The following is a 21,984-nucleotide window of genomic DNA, read 5'->3' on the forward strand; positions in this document are numbered from 1 at the left end:
CCCGGCCGCAGCGCCGGGAAGGGGTTTGCTTTTCAGGTACAACCGGCGTTCCATGACCGTCAAAGTCCGTTCGCTGCAGGATCTGCAGCCGCTGCGCAAGGCCCTGGCCGACGCCGCCGCGCGTGAGGCCGAGCGCCTGCGCGAGCGGCAGGAGGCGGCGCGCCGCGCGCGCGCCGAGCGCATGCTGTTCCAGGACGCGGTCGGGCCCGTGCAGGCGCTGCGCGGCACGCAGGAGCGGCGCTGGCACGCGCCCGAGCCCCCCGAGCCGCTGCCCGTGCAGCGCGCACTGGACGAGGAACGCGTGCTGCTCGAATCCATCAGCGACGAGTTCGATGTGGCCACCTTGCTGGACGTGGACGACCAGCTGAGCTTTCGGCGCCCCGGCATCGGCGTGGATGTGACGCGCCGGCTGCGTGCCGGGCAGTGGAGCATCCAGCGCCAGCTCGATCTGCACGGCCTGCGCACCGACGAGGCGCGCGAGGCGCTGGGCGCCTTCATCCGCCTGGCGCACCGCACTGGGCTGCGCTGCGTGCGCGTCGTGCATGGCAAGGGCCTGGGCTCGCCGGGCAGGACGCCGGTGCTCAAGAGCCGTGTGCAGCGCTGGCTGGTGCAGAAGCAGGAGGTGCTCGCCTTCGTGCAGGCCCGCCCGGCCGAAGGCGGAGCCGGTGCTCTGGTGGTGCTGCTGCAGCCCGGCCGCCGGCGCACCGGCGGCTGAAGGCTTGCTGGCGCCCCCCGCACTTGGCGCCCGAAAATTCACAGCGAAAACAGGCTGTAGCGCCCGTCCATCAAGCGCAATAAGCTACTTTATTAATAGCAAAAATACGCTGGAGCGCATGGGCGCCCACGCGCCGGCCGCAGGCGCGGGCGCTGCTCGGGGCAGCCGCCGCACGCCGCCCGGGAACCTAGGGAACCTCTGCACGAATCACCGCGCCGTGTGCATCTGCGGCCTCGGGCAGTCTGCGGCGTTGCAAAGACTCGCAATAGCCACGCTATTGCTGCGTTTTGCGCCTTGCATCCCCTCCCGATCCGCAGCGCCCACTTGTCGCTCGATTCGTGCAGCGGTTCCCTAGCGCGACAGGTCGACCGCGTACTTCGAGGTGCCCTTGCCCGAGCCGTCGTCTGCCGCCACCAGCGCGATGTTGGCCAGGCCCGCCGCCTGCGCCACCGTGAGCGCGCCCGGGCCGGAGCTGAACACCACCGGGCCGGCCGTGGCCACCCGCGTGAAGCGCCAGCTCTTGGCCGCCCCGTTGGCGGCGCGGGTGACGGACGGGTTCTTGCGGATGTAGTCGATCACCACGTCGCGGTTGGCATCGGGCGACGCCCAGATGGTGGCCGAGCCGTCCAGCTTGTCGATGAAGCTCTTGCCGCTGGTGGCGCGGTAGTTGTTGGTGGCGATCACGAACTCCTGCGCCGGGTTGATGGCCGCGCCCAGATAGGTGAGGTTCTTGATGCGGCTGCCCTGCGGCTGCGTCACATCGATCTCGTACTGCACATCGGCGCTGGTGAACATGTCGAAGTTGTAGCCCGGGAAGGTGCTGATGAGCGCCTGCTCGGCCGTCCTGGCCGGGTCGATCCGGTTGAAGCGCCGGGCCGCGGCTTCGAGCCAGTTCTTGATGTCGGCGCCGTTCACCTTCACCGCATACACCGTGTTGGGATAGAGGTACAGGTCGGCCGCGTTGTTGATCGCCAGCGGGCCCACGGCCACGTCGGTGTAGTCGGCCGCGCCCTGGAAGCCCGACTTGAACGGCGCGCTCACCGACAGCACCGGCAGGCTGGCGTACTGCGGCAGGTTGGCCTGGAGGTATGCCGCCACGTAGGCCTGCTGGGCCTGGTTCACGATCTGGATGGCGCCCGGATCGCCCACGTCGGCGAACAGCGTGCTCATGCGGAAGTCGGTGCTGCCGATGGGCGTCTTCACGTAGGCAATGGCGGCCTGGTGCTGCGGCTCCACCAGCGGGGCGACGGTGGGGTCGGCGTCCACGAAGGTGGCGGCGCCGGCCGCGTTCTTGCCCTGGATGTTGCGCAGTTCCGATCGGGTGGCAGCCTTGTCCACGCTCCAGGCCTTGCCGTCCCACTTCAGCGCCATGCGGACCACGCCCAGCGCCTTGCCCCACGAGCTGGCCATGACGGCGGGCACGCCGTTGATGGTGCCGGCCTGGTTGTCCACGCCTGCCTGTGCGTAGGCGGGCGTGGCGGCCGTGTCGGGGAACACGCTGTGCTGGTGGCCCATCACCATGGCGTCGATGCCCGGCACCTGGGACAGGTACAGGCCGGGGTTCTCCATGGTGGGCGAATAGGCCGAGGCATCGAGCCCGCCGTGCAGCAGCGCGACGACGATGTCGGCGCCCTTGGCGCGCAGCTCGGGCACGTACTTCCGGGCGGATTCGACCGCGCCTTCGGTGGTGATCTTGCCTTCGAGGTAGCGCTTGTCCCAGTTCAGGATGCCGGGCGTGGTGAAGCCGATCACGCCGATCTTGATGGGCAGCTTCACGTCCTTGCCGTCGGCGCCCTTGGCGGCCAGCGTGCGCTCGAGCACCACATACGGCTGCACCAGCGGCTGGCCCGTCTTGCGGCTGTAGACGTTGGCCAGCGCCACGGGATAGCCGTTGCCGGCGCACTTGAGCGCGGCATCGACGCCGTCCACCTGCAGCCCGCCGCCCAGCACCTGGTTGAGGAAGGGCAGGCCGTAATTGAACTCGTGGTTGCCCAGCGTGCCGGCGTCGAAGCCCAACGCGCCCATGGCCTTGTACATCGACAGCTGCTGCGCGCAGGCGATGGGCTTCACCACCGCCTCGTAGTCGGCCAGCGCCGTGCCCTGGATGGTGTCGCCGTTGTCCACCAGCAGGGTGTTGGCGAACTCGCTGCGCGCCTGGCGCACCAGCGTGGCCGTGCGCTCGAAGCCGTAGGTCTTGTCCTCGGCCAGCTTGAAGTAGTCGTAGCTGCGCACATTGAAGTGCAGGTCGGTGGTTTCCAGCACCGCGAGCGTGGCCGTGGCGGCCTGCGGTTGCGGCGTCGGCGGCGTGCCGCCACCGGCCGTGCTGTCGCCATCGTCGCTGCCGCCGCAGGCCGCCAGGACGGCGGCACCGATCAGGGCGGCGCAGGCCGCGCGGCGCGGGAGAAAGATTGTGGTGTGAAAGGAGTCGTGCAGACGCATGCGGAAACCCATCCGATCAAGGAAAAGGGGCAGTGTCCCGGCGGGTGTTGACAGGCGTTTGACGGTCTGTTGACAGCCGCCTGACACGGCCGTGACGGCCAGGCGCCGCACGCTGCGGCCGCTATGATGTCGGCCCTCCATGTCCGCCCCTTTGCTCCTGCTCCGCTGGCTCGTGCTGGCCCTGTGCTTCCACACGGTGGCCGGGGTGCCGCTGCACGAGGCACAGCACCTGCGCGAGGCCGCCACGGCAACGCTGGTGGTGGTGGTGGCCCATGCCGACGCGGATGCCGCCCCCCTGGGCACGCCGTCCACGGACCCGGAACAGAACCAGGATGCCGAGGCCCACGGCCTGTGCACTTGGTGCCACGCCTATGCCAGCCAGGACCAGGGCCTGCCGGCCCACGCTCTGCCGCTGGCCGCACGCGCCCCGCCGGTGCTGCGCGCCCTCACCGGCGCGGTGGCGGTCGCCCACCCGGGCCACTGGCGCTTTGCCGCGCGCGACCCGCCGGCGTACCGGGCGGCCCTCGGCTGAATGGGGCGGACCCGGCGCGGCGACGTGGCGTTCATTGAACGCCGCGTCCCCGTGACGCAGCGCACGGTGCGGTAGACGCACCCCTGCCCGGAACACGGGCCCCCATCCTGCCTCGCCAGGCCGGCGCCGCCCTGCCCCGCGTTCCCTGTGCGGCCTCGCAGCCTCTGCGCCCGTCCGTCCGTCCGTTCCCGAGCCGGGCCGGACCCGCGCTGCGCCGTGCAGGGCCTTAGAGCCTGTTCACGATCACAGGGGATCGCGTTGAAGCGCAATCGGGATGAGTGGATGCTGCGGATGCGCCGCATGGGCTCGTGCCCATGCAAGCAGCCGGGGCCTCCAATCGCCCGATTTCGCTCCAACCCTTCGGGCAGTGGCCTTTGCGGGCGGTCTGCGGCGTTGCGGCGCTGGTGGATAGCCGAGCTATCCACGGCGCACCGCGCCTTGCACCCCATCCCGCAAAGGCCGCTGCGCGACCCCAGGAAGATCGTCAACAGGCTCTTAGAACCCTCCTCTCGATCCAATTCGCCTGCAGGCGGGCACTCCGGCGGCGGCACGCTGCCGGGGCGGCACGCCTGCGCTTGCCCTCACGGCACGGGGCGCTGCGGCGCCCCGGCCTTCCGTTCTTTTGCCCACCATGATCCACCACCCTGACCGGGCCCGCGCCAGTGCGCGCCCTGCTCTGCACCCCACCTTGCAGTCGCTCCTGCATCCCCTGGCGCTGGCGGCGGCCGCGTTCTGCGCTGGCCCCGCCCTGGCGCAGGACGCCGCGCCGGCAGATGCGGCCGCCATCGCCATCCCCCCCGCCGAGCCGGCGGCCGAGATGGCCACCATCGACATCGTCGGCCGTACCGAGTCCGGCGCCTACCACGCGGCCGAGGCGGCAGGCGCCAAGTCCGATCTGCCGCTGCGCGAGCTGCCTCAATCGGTGCGCATCGTCACGCGCCAGGCCATCGATGACCTGGGCGCCACCAAGCTCGACGAGGTGCTCGACTACGTGGGCGGGGTCTCGCGCCAGAACAACTTCGGCGGGCTGTGGGACAACTTCGCCATCCGCGGCCTGCCGGGCAATGAGAACACCGGCACGGCCACGCTGCTCAACGGCTTTGCCTCCAGCCGCGGCTTCAACGCGCCGCGCGACCTGGCGAGCGTGGAGCGCATCGAATTCCTCAAGGGTCCGGCCGCCGCGCTCTACGGCAGCAGCGAACCCGGCGGCACGCTCAACATCGTCTCCAAGCGCCCGCAGTGGAAGAGCGCCACCGCCGTGGAAGGCTATGCCGGCAGCCACGGCCTGCGCCGCGGTGCGCTGGACAGCACCGGCCCGCTGGGCGACCGCCTGGCCTACCGCCTGAACGTGGCCGTGGAAGACCGGGACAGCTTCCGCGACCACATCCAGGCCGAGCGGCGCGTGATCGCTCCAGCCTTCACCTGGAAGCTGGGCCGCGACTCGCTGCTGGAATACACCGGCGAGTTCCTGCGCCACGCCACGCCGCTGGACCGGGGCGTGACCGCCGTCAACGGCCGCCTGGGCGCCGTCTCCACCAGCCGCTTCCTGGGCGAGCCCGCGGACGGCGACGTGACGGTGGACAACCAGACGCACCAGTGGGTGCTGAGCCATGAGTGGAACGCCGCCTGGCGCAGCCGGTTCGGGCTGTCGTACCGCGAGACCTCCGTGGAAGGCTATTCCACCGAGGCCACCGCGCTGCGCGCCGACGGCCGCACGCTCACGCGCCAGCGGCGCTTTCGCGACTACACGTCCGACGACGTGGCGCTGCAGGCCGAACTGCAGGGCACGCTGGCCACCGGCGCCGTCGAGCACGAACTGCTGCTGGGCGTGGAGTCCTTCCGCTTCCACATGGATTCGCTGATGCTGCGCGCCAACCCGACTGCCGCCGCGCCCTATGCCATCGACATCCTCGCGCCGGTCTACGGCCAGGCCCAGCCCGTGCCCCAGCCCAACACCGACACCCGCGAACGCCAGCGCGCCACGGCCTTCTACGTGCAGGACGCGATCAAGCTCGCGCCGCAGTGGCGCCTGCTGGCGGGCGTGCGCGTGGACCGCACCGACCAGTCGCTGGACAACCGGCGCACCGGCCGCACCGACCGCCAGAGCCCCACGGCCACCTCGCCCCGGCTGGGCGTGAGCTGGCTGCCCACGCCGCAGTGGACGGTGTATGCGAATGCCGGCCGCTCGTTCCGGCCCAACGCCGGATCGGATGCCGCGCAGCGCGCCTTCGACCCCGAGCGCGGGCGCGCGCTGGAGCTGGGCGCCAAGTGGGAGAGCGCCGACCAGCGCATGGGTGCCACGGCCGCCCTGTTCGACATCCGCAAGCGCAACGTGCTCACGGCCGACCCAGCCAACAGCGGCTTCTCGGCCGCGGCCGGCGAGGTGCGCAGCCGCGGCGTGGAGCTGGACCTGGCCGGCCAGCTGTCGGCGCGCTGGCGCCTGAACGCCAGCCTGGTGGTGAACGACGTGGAGATCGCGCGGGACAACACGCTGGAGGTCGGCGGCCGCCTGCTGAACGTGCCGCGGGTGAACGGCAGCGTGCTGGCGATGTACGAGGACGCGCTGGCCGGCGGCCAGCGCTACGGCGTGGGTGCGGGCGCGACCTACATGGGCCGCCGCCTGGGCCAGGCCCGCACGCAGGCCGAGGCCAATGCCGGCACGCCCGCCTTCGATCTGCCGGCCTACACCACCGCCAAGCTGGTCGCCTACTGGCGGCTCACGCCCGCGGTGCGCCTGACGCTGGACGTGGACAACGTCTTCGACCGTAGCTACTACACCAGTTCGGTCAGCAGCCTGTGGGTGGCGCCCGGCAGCGGCCGGGCGGTGACGGTGGGGCTGCAGGCGCGGTTCTGAACGCAAGGGCCGGCGCGGCGCGGCAGCGCCGGCCCGCGCGGCCGGCGCTCAGCCGCCGCGGTTGCGCATCCAGTCTGCCGTACCCATGAAGCTCTCGGCCAGGCGCGTGCGCAGCGCCTCGGGCACGCCGGTCTCGCCCATGGCCTGGTCCATGCACGCCACCCACTCGTCGCGCTCCTTGATGCCGATCGAGAACGGCAGGTGCCGCGCGCGCAGGCGCGGGTGGCCGAAGCGGCTCTGGTAGTGGTCCGGCCCGCCCAGCCAGCCGCACAGGAACCAGAAGAGCTTGTCGCGGGCCTCGTCCAGCGTGGAGCCGTGCGCGGCGCGCAGCGCGGCGTAGGCGGGCTCCAGGTCCATCAGGTCGTAGAAACGGTCCACCAGGGCGCGCACCCGGGGTTCGCCGCCGATCCATTCGAACGGCGTAGCGGCGGCGGGGCGGGCGGAAGAGGGGCTGTCGTCGTCAACGGGCATGGCGGTGCGGAAATTGGAATGAAATGTGCCTGCAGCGCTTATCCATCAAGCGCAAGCAGCTATCAAAAGATGAGCAAACCATCGGATCAGCGGACCGGTGCCGCGTCCAGCCGGGCGGCCAGCGCATCCAGCACGGGCGCGATGGCAGGGCCTACGCGGATCTGCGGGTTGGAAAAGCCGTCGTCCTTGCCGGCGTCGATCTCGCGCTGGCGGATCAGCGGCACGGCGCGGGCGAAGGCCTGGGTGAACGAGTGCGTCTGGCGCAGCTGCTCGTCGAACACCGCGCGGCCGAAGAAGGTCAGCTCCGACAGGCGGCCGCAGCCGTACGAGGTGTGCGTGGCGTCCGCCGCCGTCATCACCAGCGTGGCCTCGGTGGCCAGCGGCTCGATCCAGCCGCCTGAATAGCAGGCCGACACGGCGACCACCCGGTGGCGGATGCCGGCCTGGTCGAGCAGCCGGCGCAGCAGTTCGGGAGTGACGGGCTCCACCTCCAGCGGCCAGTGGTCGGCGGCCAGCCGGTGGTCCTGCCCGCCGTGCGAGGTGAGGTAGACCACCAGCACGTCGTGCGCGCGGTCCATGCGGGCGCCCAGGGCGGCCACGGCGCGCTCCAGGTTGCGCGGTGTGGCCCAGACGTGCGTGGCCGCGGTGTCGGCATGGTTGAGCAGCTGGAGCACGCGCCCGCGCGCGCCGAAACGCTCTTCCAGCAGCTCGCGCACCATCGTGCTTTCGCGGCGGAACACGTTCTCGCCGGCGAAGGGGGCGAACACCAGGCCGTACACATCCACCACGCCATCGCGCTGCGGCACCAGGGCCTGCACCTGCCGCTCCCACAGCGCCTGCTGCGCCTCGAAGACCTCTTGCGACAGGCGCAGCGGCTCGGGCTCGAGCTCGGGGGCAGTGTCTGCATCGGGCTCGGCGTCGCCTTCGGCCCACACCGGGGCCTCCGGCGCTGCCTCGGTCCAGGACGGGCCGGGGTAGGTCCACAGTCCGGCGCCCGTCAGCACCACGGTCGCCAGCGTGAACAGGGCCAGTCGCGTGCGGGTGACGAAGAACGCCGCGCTCATGCGCAGCACAGCCACCAGGCCCAGCAGCACCAGGGCGAGCATGGCGCCGTCCAGCGCGCTCGGCCCCGGCCAGGCACCGGGATAGCGTACGGCCCACACCTGCAGCGCGCTCGACAGCAACAGCACTGGCAGCGGCGCCCACGAGGAGAGCGCGAACCAGGCCGCCAAGCGCCCGCCGCCACCGGCCGGCCCCGTGCCGCGCGGCAGGGCGCACCAGGCGCACCACAGCAAAGCCAGGCTGATCCACCAGGGCGCCAGCCAGGCGGCGGGCTCGAACTGCGCGGGCCCGGGCACGGTGAAGCGTTCGGCCGCCAACAGCGCCGCGGCCGGCAGCGCCACCAGCACCAGCAGCTGCCACGGGCCGGGGGCGGCATCGCCCGTGCGGGGGCGGAGGAAGGCTGCGCCCCGCAGGCCCTCCGCCATCCAGCGCCACAGCGGCAGCCGGCACGCGGGCTGCGGACCGGAAGATCCGGAAGGTGCGGGTGCAGTTGGCGGCACGGGCGGGGCCGGCGGCGTGCCGGCGTGGGCGGGGGGCAGGCCGGAGGCCGGGGAATCAGACATGGCGGGAATCATGCCACCGCCCGGGGCGTGCGCTGCCCCACGGCGCGGGAAGCAGCCACACCGGCGATCAGCATGAAAATGGCCCGCAGCGCTTTCTACACAAGCGCAATCAGCTATTCAATCAATAGCATTCCGCGATGCAGCGGACGGGGCGTGGGGCACGCCGCACGCACCCCACCGGCTCAGTCGGCCGCGCGCCGCAGCGTGTCCACCACCGGGCGGCGCAGCACCTCGCGCAGGCCCCACCAGCCCGCAGCCAGGGCCAGCACGGCGCCGGCCAGCGCACCGGCCAGCGGCACCCAGGGCGTGGCCGTCCAGGCGAAGTCGAACACGTAGCGCGCCAGCGCCCAGCCCACGGCCACCGCGACGAAGCTCGCCAGGAAGCCGGCCAGCAGGCCCACGCCGGCCAGCTCCGCGCGCTGCACTTGGCGCAGCAGCCGCGCCTGGGCGCCCACGGCGCGCATGATGGCGAACTCGCGCGCCCGCTCCTCGCGCGTGGCCGTCACCGCGGCGAACAGCACCACCAGCCCGGCGGCCAGCGTGAAGCCGAAGAGGAACTCCACCGCGCGGATCACCTGGCCCAGCACGCCCTGCACCTGGGCCAGCGTGGCGCTCATGTCCACGTTGGTGATGTTGGGGAATTCGCGCACCAGGGCGTTGTCGAAGCCAGGAGTGCTGGGCGCACGGTAGGCCGCCAGATACGTCGCAGGCAAGTCGGCCAGCTGGTCCACCGTGTACATGACGAAGAAGTTGGCGCGCAGCGAGCCCCAGTCCACCTTGCGCAGGCTGGTGATGCGCGCCTCGCTCGGAATGCCGCCGATGTCGAAGCGCAGCGTGTCGCCGAGCTTCAGGCCCAGCGTCTCGGCGATGCCCTCCTCCACGCTGACTTCGCCCGCGGCGCCGGGCGTCCAGGTGCCCGCCGTGATCTGGTTGTGCCCGGGCGCCTGCGCGGCGTTGGAGAGGTTGAACTCGCGGTCCACCAGGCGCTTGGCGCGGTCCTCGGTGTAGTCGTCCATGCCCACGTCGCGCCCGTTGATGGCCACCAGCCGGCCGCGGATCATGGGGTACCAGTCGTAGCGCGACACGCCGGCGCCGCGCAGCGTCTGCTGGAAGGCGTCGGCCTGCTCGGGCATCACGTTGATGACGAAGCGGTTGGGCGCGTCGGGCGGCGTGGCCTTCTGCCAGCTGCCGATGAGGTCGGTGCGCAGCAGCACCAGCAGCACCAGGGCCAGCAGGCCCACGGCCAGGCTGCTCACCTGCACCACCGCATACACCGGCCGGGCGGAGATCTGCCGCGTGGCCAACACCAGCCAGCGCGGGGCCGTGGCCTCGTTCACGCTCCGGCGCAGCAGCTTCACGGCCAGCCAGGCCAGGCCGGCGAACAGCAGTACCGCGCCGGCGAAGCCGCCCACGGCGATCAGGCCCAGCTTCAGGTCGCTGCTCACCGCCAGCAGCAGCGCGGCGAAGCCCGCCACCCCCACGCCCAGCACCAGCGCGGAGGCCGGCTTGAGGCCGCCCAGGTCGCGCCGGATCACGCGCAGCGGCGGCACCTGGGCCAGCTGCAGGACCGGCGGCAGGCCGAAGGCGAACATCAGCGTGAGCCCCATGCCCAGGCCGAAGGCCACGGGCCACGGACCGGGCGCGGGCAGCGCCGTTTCCACCAGCCCCGCCAGCAGCGCCACGAAGGCGAAGTGCACGGCAAAGCCCAGCAGCACGCCCAGCGCGCTGGCGAACAGGCCCACCAGGCCGAACTCCACGACGTACCCGCCCGCGATGGTGCGCTGGCTCTGCCCCAGCACGCGCAGCAGGGCCGCGCCGTCCAGGTGCTGGCTGGCGAAGCCACGCGCCGCCAGCGCCACGGCCACGGCGGACAGCAGGGCCGCCAGCAGCGCCACCAGGTTGAGGAATTTCTGCGCCCGGTCCAGCGTCTGGCGCATCTCGGGCCGGCCGGTGTCCAGCGACTCCAGCCGCACGCCGTGCACCTCGGGGCGCTTGAGGGTCTCGGCGGCCCAGTCGCTGAACTGCTGCACCGCCCGGGTCTCGCCCGCCACGGCGAAGCGGTAGGTCAGGCGGCTGGCGGGCTGCACCAGGCCGGTGGCCGGCAGGTCGGCCGCGTTCACCATGACGCGCGGCGCAAAGCTCATGAACCCGGCGCCGCGGTCGGGCTCCAGGGTGATGATGCGGGCGATGCGCAGCTGCGCGTCCCCCAGCAGCAGCGGGTCGCCCATCGCCAGGCCCAGCGCCTCCAGCAGGGGCGCGTCCACCCACGCCTCGCCGCGCGCCGGGATCTCGTCCGTGGCTTGGCCGGCCGCGCCCGGCGCCGGGGCCACCTGCAGGCGGCCCCGCAGCGGGTAGCCGGCCTCCACGCTCTTGAGGGCCACCAGCCGGCTGGCCCCGCCCTGCGCATCGTCCGCCCGGCCCATGGTGGGAAAGCCCAGCGTGGTCACGCTGCGCAGGCCCAGGGCGCGGGCGCGCTCGGTGAATGCAGCCGGGGTCGGGTTGTCGCTCACCACCACGGCATCGCCGCCCAGCAGCTGCAGCGCATCGCGCTCCAGCCCGCGCTGCAGGCGGTCGGCGAAGAAGCCCACCGAAGTGAGCGCCGCCACCGCCAGCGTGACGGCGACGATCAGCAGGCGCAGTTCGCCCGCGCGCAGGTCGCGCCACAGGGTCCGCCAGCCCAGGGACAGGACGTGTTTCAGCATGGTGGATGCACTCCTCGCGGCAACATCGAAAGCAACTTGGGGTCGATCAAAGAAAAGAGGCAGCAACGGGAACGGCGCACACGGGCGTGGCCGCCGCTTCCGGCCCGCTCAGACATAGCGCACGGCGGCAGGCGGGCGGCACATGCCCCACAGCTGCATGCCGGCCTCGCGGGCCAGCTGCAGCGCCAGCCCCGTGGGCGCGGAGATGGTGGCCAGCGCCGGCACGCCCAGGCGCGCGCATTTGCGCACCAGCTCGTAGCTGGTGCGGCTGGTCATGACGACGAAGCCCGGTTCCTCCAGCCGGCCGGCCAGCGCCAGGCGTCCGAGCAGTTTGTCGAGGGCGTTGTGGCGGCCCACGTCTTCGAGCACGTCGGTGAGCTGCCCGTCGGGCGTCGCCCAGCCGGCGGCATGCAGGGAGCCTGCCTGGGCATTGAGCACCTGCAGCGGCCCCAGTGCGGTGAACGCGCGGGCCAGCGTCTCCACATCCAGCCCGGCCACCCAGGGCGGCACCGGCACCGTCTCGGGATGCAGGTCCAGCGCCTGCAGGCTGTCGATGCCGCAGACGCCGCAGCCCGTGCGGCCCGCCAGGGCGCGCCGGTGCTCCTTGAGCCGGGCGAACTGGCGCGGCGCGATCTCCATGTGCACCGAGCAGCTCACGTCGGGCGTGCCTTCGCCATGGGTGAAGACTTCCAGGTCGCGGCAGTCCGCCGGGTCGACGACGATGCCTTCGCTGAGGGCGAAGCCCACGGCGAAAGCCTCCAGATCCTGCGGCGTGGCCATCATGACGGCATGCGAGATGTCGTTGAACACCAGCGCCACCGGCACCTCGGCGGCCACCGTGCGCTGCTGCGGCGCCGACGTGGCAGCGCCCGGCGCATCCTGCGGCGGCAGGCGCCAGGCCGCCACGGGCACCTCCCGCAGGGGCGCCGGCGTGCCATCGGCACCGGATGTGACGGGGGCCGCACACGCGGCTGAGGACGACTCTTGCATGGCCCGTACCATAACAGCCCGCCCCTGTCATGACGCAGCGCACACCTCGGGTTTGTTGAGGAAATTCGCCCCCGCGCGTAATAATGGCCGCGTCGTACAGGAGCCACGATGTCGCGCGCATCCAGCCACTCGCATCCCGGCAGCTTCCCGCTGTTGCGGACACCGCCTTGCCGGCCGGCCGCCCCCGCTTCCCATCGTTTCGCTTCTTCGTCTTCGAACCTGTTTCGGGCCAGCATCGCGCGTGCGCGTCGGTCTCGTGTGACAGGCGTTGCCCGCTTGCGGGCCATGCTCGGTTGCCACCTGGAATCCACCCGATGAAACACCCCCTCTCCCCGGGGCAGGAGGACATGTCATGGACATGAACCGCCGCCACTTCTTCCGCGTCAGCGGCGCCGGCCTGGTCGGCTCCAGTCTCGTCGCGATGGGCTTCTCGCCCGCCACGGCCCTGGCCGACGTGCGCCAGTACAAGCTGGCGCAGACCACGGTCACGCGCCAGACCTGCACCTACTGCTCGGTCGGCTGCGGCATCCTCATGTACTCGCTGGGCGACGGCGCCAAGAACGCCAAGCTGTCGGTCATGCACGTCGAGGGCGATCCGGACCATCCGGTGAACCGCGGCACGCTGTGCCCTAAGGGCGCCAGCCTGCTGGACATCGTGCACAGCCCCAACCGCCTGCTGTACCCCGAGTACCGCGCGCCGGGCTCCAACGAGTGGAAGCGCATGTCCTGGGACGATGCGCTCACCCGCATCGCCAAGCACCTGAAGGACGACCGCGACGCCCACTTCGTCGAGAAGGCGGAAGACGGCACGACGGTCAACCGCTGGCTCACCACCGGCATGCTGGCCGCCTCGGCCGCCAGCAGCGAAGCCGGATACATCACCCACAAAGTGGCCCGCTCCTGGGGCCTGCTGGCATTCGACAACCAAGCCCGTGTTTGACACGGCCCGACGGTGGCAGGTCTTGCCCCGACGTTTGGCCGTGGAGCGATGACGAACCATTGGGTCGACATCAAGAACGCGGATGTGATTTTGGTCATGGGCGGCAATGCCGCCGAGGCGCACCCGTGCGGCTTCAAGTGGGTGACCGAGGCGAAGGCGCACAACAAGGCGTACTTCATGGTGGTGGACCCGCGCTTCAACCGCTCGGCATCGGTGGCGGATTTCTACGCCCCCATCCGGTCGGGCAGCGACATCGCCTTCCTGGGCGGGGTGATCAACTACCTGCTCTCGAACGACAAGATCCACCACGAGTACGTGAAGAACTACACGGACTTCTCGTTCATCGTGCGCAGCGACTTCGACTTCGTCGACGGCATCTTCTCGGGCTACAACCAGGAAAAGCGCACCTACGAGAAGGCCAGCTGGGACTATGAGCTGGGGGCCGACGGGTTCGTCAAGACCGACCCCACGCTGCAGGACCCGCGCTGCGTGTACCAGCTGATGAAGAAGCACTACGCGCGCTACACGCCCGAGAAGGTGGAGAGCGTCTGCGGAACGCCTAGGGCCAAGTTCCTGCACATCTGCGAGAAGATGGCATCGACGGCCGTGCCCGGCCGCGCCATGACCATCCTGTACGCGCTGGGCTGGACGCAGCACTCCATCGGCGCGCAGATCCTGCGCACCGGCGCCATGGTGCAGCTGCTGCTGGGCAATATCGGCGTGGCGGGCGGCGGCATGAATGCGCTGCGCGGCCACTCCAACATCCAGGGCCTGACGGACCTGGGCCTGCTGTCTTCGAGCCTGCCCGGCTACCTGACCCTGCCCTCCCAGGTGGAGCAGGACTACGGCAAGTACATCGAGGCCCGCACCCAGAAGCCGATGCGCGCCGGCCAGATGAGCTACTGGCAGAACTACTCCAAGTTCCACGTGAGCCTGATGAAGGCCTGGTGGGGCCCTGCTGCCACGGCCGAGAACAACTGGGCCTACGACTACCTGCCCAAGCTCGACAAGCAGTACGACATGCTGCAGATCTTCGAGATGATGAACGAGGGCAAGGTCAACGGCTACCTGGCGCAGGGCTTCAACCCGCTGGCGGCGCTGTCCAACAAGGATCGCGTGCGCAGCGGCCTCGCCAAGCTCAAGTTCCTGGTCATCATGGACCCGCTGGCCACGGAGACCTCGGAGTTCTGGAAGAACCACGGCGAGTACAACGACGTGGACGCCTCCCAGATCCAGACCGAGGTGTTCCGCCTGCCCACGACCTGCTTCGCCGAGGAAGAAGGCTCGGTGGTCAGCTCCTCGCGCGTGCTGCAGTGGCACTGGAAGGCTGCCGAGCCCCCCGGCGAGGCGCACACCGACATCCACATCATGTCGGAGCTGCACATGCGCCTGAAGGCGCTCTACCAGAAGGACGGCGGCAAGTTCCCCGACCCCATCGTCAACCTCTGGTGGCCCTACGCCCAGCCGCACGAACCCACGGCCGCGGAAGTGGCCAAGGAATACAACGGCCGCGCGCTGGTGGACCTGGTCGACCCCAAAGACCCGACCAAGGTGCTGCGCAAGGCCGGCGAGCAGGTTTCCGGTTTCGGCGAGCTGCGCGACGACGGCACCACGATCAGCGGCTGCTGGATCTACGCGGGCGCGTGGACGCAGGCCGGCAACCAGATGGGCCGGCGCGACAACTCCGACCCGACCGGCATCGGCAACACGCTGAACTGGGCCTGGGCCTGGCCGGCCAACCGCCGCATTCTGTACAACCGTGCGTCGTGCGATCCGAGCGGCAAGCCGTTCAACCCGAAGCGCAAGGTGGTCAGCTGGAACGGCAGCGCCTGGGGCGGGGCCGACGTGCCCGACTTCGGCGCCAACCTGGCGCCCGAAACCGGTGCCGGCCCGTTCATCATGAACCCCGAGGGCGTGGCCCGTTTCTTCGCCCGTAAGGGTCTGAACGAAGGCCCGTTCCCCGAGCACTACGAGCCGTTCGACACGCCGCTGGGCTACAACCCCATGCACCCGAACAACAAGCAGGCCACCAGCAGTCCGGCGGCCCGCGTGTTCCCGGCCATCTGGGATACGTTCGGCGCAGCCAAGGACTTCCCGCACGTCGGCACCACGTACCGGCTGACCGAGCACTTCCATTACTGGACCAAGCACGCGCTGCTGAACGCCATCACCCAGCCCGAGCAGTTCGTCGAGATCGGCGAGGCGCTGGCGCAGGAAGTGGGCGTGAAGTCGGGCGAGCGGGTGAAGGTGAGCTCCAAGCGCGGCTACATCAAGGCCGTGGCCATGGTCACCAAGCGCATCAAGCCGATGCAGATCGAAGGCAAGACGGTGCATCACGTCGGCATTCCGATCCACTGGGGATTCAAGGGTCTGACCAAGCCGGGCTTCCTGGCCAACACGCTGACGCCTTTCGTGGGCGACGGCAACACCAACACCCCTGAGTTCAAGACCTTCCTGGTCAAGGTGGAAAAGGTCTGAGGAGCCGCCCATGTCATCACTGCAATCACTCGACATCAAGCGCCGCTCCGCCACCACCACGCCGTCGCCCAGCATCCGCGAGGCGCACGGCGGGGGCGAGGTCGCCAAGCTCATCGACGTCTCCAAGTGCATCGGCTGCAAGGCCTGCCAGACGGCGTGCATGGAGTGGAACGACCTGCGCGACAACGTGGGCACGGCCGCGGCCGGCGTCTACGACAACCCCACCGACCTCACCGAGCACTCGTGGACCGTGATGCGGTTCACCGAGTACGAGAACGAGGCCACGGGCAACCTGGAATGGCTGATCCGCAAGGACGGCTGCATGCACTGCGAGGACCCGGGCTGCCTGAAGGCCTGCCCCTCGCCCGGAGCCATCGTGCAGTACGCCAACGGCATCGTGGACTTCCAGGAAGAGCATTGCGTGGGCTGCGGCTACTGCGTGACGGGCTGCCCGTTCAACGTGCCGCGCATCTCCAAGAAGGACCACAAGGCCTACAAGTGCACGCTGTGCTCCGACCGCGTGGCGGTGGGCCAGGAGCCCGCCTGCGTGAAGACCTGCCCCACCGGCGCCATCATGTTCGGCACCAAGAAGGCGATGAAGGACCAGGCCGCCGAGCGCATCGAGGACCTGAAGGAACGCGGCTTCGAGAAGGCCGGCCTCTACGACCCGGCCGGCGTAGGCGGCACGCACGTCATGTACGTGCTGCACCACGGCGACCAGCCGTCGCTGTACCACGGCCTGCCCAACGAGCCGAAGATCAGCCCGATGGTCAGCCTGTGGAAGGGCGTCTCCAAGCCGCTGGCCATGGCGGCGCTGGGCGTGGCCGCCGTGGGCAGCCTGTTCCACTACATCACCAAGGGCCCCAACGACGTCTCCAAGGACCTGGAAGACGAGATGGAGCGCAAGGATGAGGAAGCCGAGGCGCGGGCCCGCGCTGCCACCCAGGAGGACCGGCCATGAGACGCAACCCCCGCGACCTGCAGCGCTACACGGCCTCCGAACGCGCCAACCACTGGATCGTAGGCATCTGCTTCATCCTGCTGGCGCTGTCGGGCCTGGCGTTCTTCCACCCGGCCTTCTTCCCGCTGACCGCCCTGTTCGGCGGCGGGCCGTGGACGCGCATCCTGCACCCGTACATCGGCGTGGTGATGGCGCTGTTCTTCATCCTGATGGCGCTGCGCTTCTGGCGGCTGAACGTGATCGAGCGGCGCGACATCGAGTGGCTGAAGAACGTCGACAAGATGGTGGACGGCAACGACCACCACATGCCCGAGCAGGGCAAATACAACGGCGGCCAGAAGGTGCTGTTCTGGGGCCTGGTGGTCGGCATGGCCGTCATCCTGGTCACGGGCGTGCTGATGTGGCGGGCCTGGTGGGCGCCGCCCATCACGGTGATCCGCGTGGCCTCGGTGCTGCATGCCGTGGCGGCGGTGTGGATGATCGGCCTGATCATCCTGCACGTGTACGCCGCCATCTGGACGCGCGGCACCATCCGCGCCATGCTCTACGGCACCGTGACCCGCGCCTGGGCCAAGCAGCACCACCGCGGCTGGTACCGCAAGGTCACTGGAGATGACAGTTAACCCCCTGAGTACCCCGCAACGAAGCACGCTTTGGTGAAAAACTGATACGCTGCTTTTGCCCTGCCGCCGGCGCAGTCGCTGCCCCGGCGGCAGTTCTCTTTCTGGAGTTCCGTTCCGTGCAAACACGCATTCTTCAACCGGGTGAAATCGAGACGCTGGACCGCACCAGCCCCATCCGCGTGCGCCTGCCGCAGCCAGCCAGCCTGTTCGCCGACCGCGCCGCGCGGCTGCTGCAGCGGGCCGAGGGCAATCCCATCGGCGACTACCTGCGCTTCGTGGCGCAGCTGGTGAAGGCCCAGCAGCAGGCCGCGGCCGCGGTGCAGACCGCCCCGCCCGACGCCGCCGCCATCGCCCAGGCGCAGGAACACTCCATGCCCCTGCTGCCGGCCGCCAGCCATGTCGACCCGGCCTGGCACGGCGTGCTCGACGGCATCCTGGCCGCGGTGCGCGAGAGCCCTGCCGTGCCCGAGGCGCTGGCCCCGGTGCTCGCCACGCTGCAGGCCCAGTCCGCCGCCGAGCGCGACACGCTGGCGCGCCGCGTGCTGGTGGGCCTGGTCAGCGAGCCCGAGGAACTGGCCGCCGCGCCGCTGGTCATGGCCGCGCTGCAGGTGGTGTTCGCCGACCGCGCCAGCCGCCTGAGCCTGGCCGACATTCCCTACACCGACCCGGCCACCGTCTGCCCCGTGTGCGGCACAGCGCCCGTGGCCAGCGTGCTGCGCATCGGCGGGCGCGAGGCCGGCCTGCGCTACCTGCACTGCGGCACCTGCTGCACCGAATGGCACATGGTGCGCGTGAAGTGCACGCACTGCGAGTCCACCAAGGGCGTGCGCTACCAGGGCCTGCAGAGCGAAGGCAGCGACCAGAAGGACGAAGTGGTGCTGGCCGAGACCTGCGACGCCTGCCACACCTACCGCAAGATCGCCAACCAGGAGAAGGACCCGCACGCCGAGCCCCTGGCCGACGACCTGGCCACGCTGCTGCTCGATCTGCTGATGGGCGAGACCGACTTCGCCCGCGCCAGCACCAACCCTTTCCTGCCCCTGGCCGACGTGGACGCCACGCCGCCGGCCGCGGACGGCACTGCGGCATGAGCGCCGCCGCGCCGGCCCAGCCGCTGCGCCTTCCCGCCGTGGACCGGGTGCTGTCGGCGCCTGCATTCCGCGCCCTGGCCGTCGACTACGGCACCCGCCTGACCACCGACACCCTGCGCGGCGTGATGGATGCCCTGCGGCCCGCCGTGGTGGCGGGCCAGGCCACGGCAGAGCAGATCGAACCCGCGGCGCTGGCCGCCCAGGTGCGCGCACAGCTCGACGCCCGTTTCGCCCCGCGCCTGAAGGCCGTGTTCAACCTCACCGGCACGGTGCTGCACACCAACCTGGGCCGCGCGCTGCTGCCCGACGCGGCCGTGCAGGCCGTGGTGCAGGCGCTGACCACGCCGGCCAATCTTGAATTCGACCTGGCCACCGGCGGCCGCGGCGACCGCGACGACCTGGTGAACGACCTGCTGCGCGAGCTGACGGGCGCCGAGGCCGCTACGGTGGTCAACAACAACGCCGCGGCCGTGCTGCTCACGCTGAACGCACTGGCCGCGCGCAAGGAAGTGATCGTCTCGCGCGGCGAGCTGGTTGAGATCGGCGGCGCCTTCCGCATCCCGGACATCATGGCCCGTGCCGGCGCCAAGCTGGTCGAGGTGGGCACCACCAACCGCACGCACGCCAAGGACTATGCCGAGGCCATCACCGAGCGCACCGCCCTGGTGATGAAGGTGCATTGCAGCAACTACGCGGTGACCGGCTTCACCAAGAGCGTGGGCGAGGCCGAGGTGGCACAGATCGCCCACGCGCGCGGCGTGCCGCTGGTGGTCGATCTGGGCAGCGGCACCCTGGTGGACCTGTCGCAATGGGGCCTGCCGCATGAGGCCACCGTGCGCGAGACCATCGCGGCCGGTGCCGACCTGGTCACCTTCAGCGGCGACAAGCTGCTGGGCGGCCCGCAGGCCGGGCTCATCGTGGGCCGCAAGGACCTGATCGCCAAGATCAAGAAGAACCCGCTCAAGCGCGCGCTGCGCGTGGGCAAGCTCACGCTGGCCGCGCTGGAGCCGGTGCTGCGCCTGTACCTGCGGCCCGAGCAACTGCCCGAGCAGCTGACCACGCTGCGCCTCTTCACCCGCCCGCAGGCCGACATGCGCGCCCAGGCCGATGCGCTGACCGCCCCGCTGCAGGCCGCCGTGGGCACGGGCTACACCGTGCATGCCGATGCCGTGTTCAGCCAGATCGGCAGCGGCGCCCTGCCCGTGGAGACGCTGCCCAGCTACGGCCTGGCGATCCGCCCGGTGAATGTCAAGCGCGCCGGCCGCGCACTGGGCCACCTCGAAGCCGCCCTGCGCGCCCTGCCCCGCCCCGTGATCGGCCACATCGCCAACGACACCCTGTGGCTGGACCTGCGCTGCCTGGAGGCGCGCGACGTGCCGGCCTTCACCGCCCAGCTGCCGCTGCTGGCCGAGGCGCTGGCGCAGGAATGATGATCCCTGTTGAACATCAAGTAAAAACAGGCTCCATCGCTTATCCATCAAGCGCAAGCAGCTATCAATTTTGAAAATGACGCAGCCGCAGGACTCCCGCCCATGATCATCGGCACCGCCGGCCATATCGACCACGGCAAGACCTCGCTGGTGCGCGCGCTCACCGGCGTGGAGACCGACCGCCTGCCCGAGGAAAAGCGCCGCGGCATCTCCATCGAGCTGGGCTACGCCTACCTGCATGTGCCCAGCAGCGAGGCCCCGGACGCCAGCGGCCCCCACCACCGCGCGGCCCTGTCGCTGGGCTTCGTGGACGTGCCCGGACACGAGCGCCTGCTGCACACCATGCTGGCGGGCGCCACCGGCATCGCCCACGCCTTGCTGGTGGTGGCCGCCGACGACGGCGTGATGCCGCAGACCCGCGAGCATCTGGCCGTGGTCGCGCTGCTCGGCGTGGCCCAGGGCACCGTCGCCATCACCAAGATCGACCGGCTGGACGCCAACACCCGCGCCGACCGGCTGCGCGCCGTACGCGCCGAAGTGGCGGCGCTGCTGGCGCCGACGCGGCTGGCGGGCGCGCCCGTGTTCCACGTCTCCGCCACCACCGGCGAAGGCATCGGCCCGCTGCGCGACCACCTGCTGGAGGTGGCCGCCCGCATGGACTCGGCACCCGCCGTGGGTGGCGCCGGCTCCACCACCGACGCCCCGCCCGCCTTCCGCCTGGCCGTGGACCGCGCCTTCACCCTGGCCGGCGTGGGCACCGTCGTCACCGGCACGGTCGCCAGCGGCAGCGCCCGCGTGGGCGACGAGCTGCAGATCGCCCCCGGTGGCCGCAGCGTGCGGCTGCGCGGCATCCACGCGCAGAACCAGCCGGCCGAGGTGGCCGCCGCCGGCCAGCGCTGCGCCCTGGCGCTGCACGGCGTGGCCAAGGACGAGGTGGGCCGCGGCGACTGGGTCTGCGCACCCGCCATCGGCCTGGCCACCACCCGCATCGACGTGGAATGCACGCTCTGGCCGGACGAGCCCAAGGCCCTGCGCTCCGGCACGCCCGTGCACGTGCACCTCGCTACCTCCGACGTAATGGGCAGCATCGCCCTGCTGCAGGGCGACACCCTGGCGCCCGGCGCCACGGCGCTGGCCCAGCTGGTGCTGCACGGCACCGTGGCCGCCTGGCACGGCGACCGCGGCGTGCTGCGTGATGCCTCGGCCACGCGCACGCTGGGCGGCATCCGCGTGCTCGACCCGCACGCGCCGCAGCGCTGGCGCCGCACCCCCGAGCGGCTGGCCCTGCTGGCCGCCCAGGCGCTGCCCGCTCGCGCAGACCGCATCGCCGCCCTGCTGGCCCAGGCCCCGCTGGGCCTGGACCTGGCCGCCACCGCCCGCGCCGAGGGCCTGGCCCGGCCGGACGACCTGCCCCTGCCGCCCGGCGCCGTGCCCATCGTCGGTGCCGGTGCCGGTGCCGGCCTCGTCGCCATCGCCCCGGCCGCGCTGGCCGCCCTGCAGGCGCAGGCCGTGGAGAAGCTGCGCGCCTTCCACGCCAGCACGCCGGAAGAGATCGGCCCCGACACCCGCCGCATCAAGCGCCTGGCCGCCCCGCGCGCCAGCGACGCGCTGTGGCAGCACGCCATCGACAGCCTGGTGGCGCAGGGCGCCATCGCGCGCAGCCACCACTGGCTGCATTTGCCGGACCACGCGGCCCGCATGAACGCGGCGGAAGAGCAGCTCGCGCAGCGCCTGATGCCCGCCCTGGCCGAAGGCGCGTTCGACCCGCCCTGGGTGCGCACCCTCGCCAAGGATCTGAACGTGGCTGAGGCCGTGGTGCGCCAGACCCTGGCCAGCATGGCGCGCCGGGGCATGGTCTTCCAGGTGGTGAAAGACCTGTACTATCCCGTCACCACGGTCGAGCAGCTGGCCGCCATCGCCCGCCGATGCATCGCGCAGGAGGGCAGCGGCACCGAACAGGGCCTGCAGGCCGCCAGCTTCCGCGACGCCACCGGCCTGGGCCGCAAACGCGCCATCCAGCTGCTGGAGTTCTTCGACCGCGTGGGCTTCACCCGCCGCGTGAAGGACGCGCACCTGCTGCGCCCCGGCACGCCGCTGTTCGGCGACCGCGGCTGATGCGGTGCGCGGTGGGTT

At 71.1% G+C, this 21,984-nt stretch carries 14 protein-coding genes; 9 read left to right on the top strand and 5 right to left on the bottom strand.

What is annotated here, in order from left to right; all coding sequences use genetic code 11:
• Positions 1-52 precede the first annotated feature (52 nt).
• Positions 53-715, top strand: a complete 663-nt coding sequence (locus QE399_RS03185) for a Smr/MutS family protein (protein WP_309826044.1) — start codon at positions 53-55, stop codon at positions 713-715.
• Between the two features lie 351 nt (positions 716-1,066).
• Here the strand turns inward: QE399_RS03185 and QE399_RS03190 are convergent, their stop codons facing one another.
• On the bottom strand, positions 1,067-3,154 hold the full coding sequence (locus tag QE399_RS03190; protein ID WP_309826046.1) for a bifunctional 2',3'-cyclic-nucleotide 2'-phosphodiesterase/3'-nucleotidase: 2,088 nt from the start codon (positions 3,152-3,154) through the stop codon (positions 1,067-1,069).
• A gap of 139 nt (positions 3,155-3,293) precedes the next feature.
• Between QE399_RS03190 and QE399_RS03195 the strand changes: the two genes are divergently transcribed.
• A complete protein-coding gene (locus QE399_RS03195; RefSeq protein WP_309826047.1) occupies positions 3,294-3,686 on the top strand; it encodes a hypothetical protein in 393 nt (130 codons plus the stop codon).
• A 631-nt stretch (positions 3,687-4,317) separates the two neighbouring features.
• Entirely contained in the window at positions 4,318-6,540 is a 2,223-nt protein-coding gene (locus QE399_RS03200) for a TonB-dependent siderophore receptor (protein WP_309826051.1), read from the top strand.
• A gap of 48 nt (positions 6,541-6,588) precedes the next feature.
• On the opposite strand, the gene QE399_RS03205 is transcribed toward QE399_RS03200, so the two are convergent.
• The 4 genes from QE399_RS03205 to fdhD form a co-directional block, all read right to left on the bottom strand.
• On the bottom strand, positions 6,589-7,011 hold the full coding sequence (locus QE399_RS03205) for a group II truncated hemoglobin (RefSeq protein ID WP_309826053.1): 423 nt from the start codon (positions 7,009-7,011) through the stop codon (positions 6,589-6,591).
• A gap of 86 nt (positions 7,012-7,097) precedes the next feature.
• On the bottom strand, positions 7,098-8,636 hold the full coding sequence (locus tag QE399_RS03210; RefSeq protein ID WP_309826054.1) for a C13 family peptidase: 1,539 nt from the start codon (positions 8,634-8,636) through the stop codon (positions 7,098-7,100).
• A 182-nt stretch (positions 8,637-8,818) separates the two neighbouring features.
• Positions 8,819-11,338, bottom strand: coding sequence for an ABC transporter permease (locus tag QE399_RS03215; RefSeq protein ID WP_309826055.1), 2,520 nt, complete (start codon positions 11,336-11,338; stop codon positions 8,819-8,821).
• A 108-nt stretch (positions 11,339-11,446) separates the two neighbouring features.
• Positions 11,447-12,328 carry a formate dehydrogenase accessory sulfurtransferase FdhD gene (fdhD, locus tag QE399_RS03220; RefSeq protein WP_309826056.1) on the bottom strand — a complete coding sequence of 294 codons (882 nt, stop codon included), beginning with the start codon at positions 12,326-12,328 and terminating at the stop codon, positions 11,447-11,449.
• 352 nt (positions 12,329-12,680) lie between these two features.
• On the opposite strand from fdhD, the gene fdnG reads away from it, so the two are divergent.
• The 6 genes from fdnG to selB all read left to right on the top strand — a co-directional run bounded on the left by fdnG (position 12,681) and on the right by selB (position 21,966).
• Complete coding sequence (fdnG, locus tag QE399_RS03225) at positions 12,681-15,746, top strand: formate dehydrogenase-N subunit alpha (protein WP_309826057.1); 3,066 nt, start codon at positions 12,681-12,683, stop codon at positions 15,744-15,746.
• A gap of 10 nt (positions 15,747-15,756) precedes the next feature.
• Complete coding sequence (fdxH, locus tag QE399_RS03230; RefSeq protein ID WP_309826059.1) at positions 15,757-16,707, top strand: formate dehydrogenase subunit beta; 951 nt, start codon at positions 15,757-15,759, stop codon at positions 16,705-16,707.
• Positions 16,704-17,330 carry a formate dehydrogenase subunit gamma gene (locus QE399_RS03235; RefSeq protein WP_309826062.1) on the top strand — a complete coding sequence of 209 codons (627 nt, stop codon included), beginning with the start codon at positions 16,704-16,706 and terminating at the stop codon, positions 17,328-17,330. The genes fdxH and QE399_RS03235 overlap by 4 nt, the downstream gene beginning before the upstream one ends.
• Positions 17,331-17,446: 116 nt before the next feature.
• Positions 17,447-18,421 carry a formate dehydrogenase accessory protein FdhE gene (fdhE, locus tag QE399_RS03240; protein WP_309826063.1) on the top strand — a complete coding sequence of 325 codons (975 nt, stop codon included), beginning with the start codon at positions 17,447-17,449 and terminating at the stop codon, positions 18,419-18,421.
• The gene (gene selA, locus QE399_RS03245) at positions 18,418-19,851 is read left to right on the top strand and encodes an L-seryl-tRNA(Sec) selenium transferase (protein WP_309826065.1); all 1,434 of its coding nucleotides are present in this window, start codon (positions 18,418-18,420) and stop codon (positions 19,849-19,851) included. The genes fdhE and selA overlap by 4 nt, the downstream gene beginning before the upstream one ends.
• Positions 19,852-19,953: 102 nt before the next feature.
• Complete coding sequence (gene selB, locus QE399_RS03250; RefSeq protein ID WP_309826067.1) at positions 19,954-21,966, top strand: selenocysteine-specific translation elongation factor; 2,013 nt, start codon at positions 19,954-19,956, stop codon at positions 21,964-21,966.
• The last annotated feature ends 18 nt before the right edge of the window (positions 21,967-21,984 follow it).

Origin of the sequence: Paracidovorax wautersii, from assembly GCF_031453675.1 — a bacterium.
Classification (GTDB): domain Bacteria; phylum Pseudomonadota; class Gammaproteobacteria; order Burkholderiales; family Burkholderiaceae_C; genus Paracidovorax.

What these genes read in the sequence shown, in the direction of transcription:
- fdxH (WP_309826059.1), top strand. Translation starts at nt 15,757, where the DNA reads ATGTCATCACTGCAATCACTCGACATCAAGCGCCGCTCCGCCACCACC.
- QE399_RS03190 (WP_309826046.1), bottom strand. Translation starts at nt 3,154, where the DNA reads ATGCGTCTGCACGACTCCTTTCACACCACAATCTTTCTCCCGCGCCGC.
- QE399_RS03195 (WP_309826047.1), top strand. Translation starts at nt 3,294, where the DNA reads ATGTCCGCCCCTTTGCTCCTGCTCCGCTGGCTCGTGCTGGCCCTGTGC.
- selA (WP_309826065.1), top strand. Translation starts at nt 18,418, where the DNA reads ATGAGCGCCGCCGCGCCGGCCCAGCCGCTGCGCCTTCCCGCCGTGGAC.
- QE399_RS03185 (WP_309826044.1), top strand. Translation starts at nt 53, where the DNA reads ATGACCGTCAAAGTCCGTTCGCTGCAGGATCTGCAGCCGCTGCGCAAG.
- QE399_RS03210 (WP_309826054.1), bottom strand. Translation starts at nt 8,636, where the DNA reads ATGTCTGATTCCCCGGCCTCCGGCCTGCCCCCCGCCCACGCCGGCACG.
- QE399_RS03215 (WP_309826055.1), bottom strand. Translation starts at nt 11,338, where the DNA reads ATGCTGAAACACGTCCTGTCCCTGGGCTGGCGGACCCTGTGGCGCGAC.
- selB (WP_309826067.1), top strand. Translation starts at nt 19,954, where the DNA reads ATGATCATCGGCACCGCCGGCCATATCGACCACGGCAAGACCTCGCTG.
- fdhD (WP_309826056.1), bottom strand. Translation starts at nt 12,328, where the DNA reads ATGCAAGAGTCGTCCTCAGCCGCGTGTGCGGCCCCCGTCACATCCGGT.
- QE399_RS03235 (WP_309826062.1), top strand. Translation starts at nt 16,704, where the DNA reads ATGAGACGCAACCCCCGCGACCTGCAGCGCTACACGGCCTCCGAACGC.
- QE399_RS03200 (WP_309826051.1), top strand. Translation starts at nt 4,318, where the DNA reads ATGATCCACCACCCTGACCGGGCCCGCGCCAGTGCGCGCCCTGCTCTG.
- QE399_RS03205 (WP_309826053.1), bottom strand. Translation starts at nt 7,011, where the DNA reads ATGCCCGTTGACGACGACAGCCCCTCTTCCGCCCGCCCCGCCGCCGCT.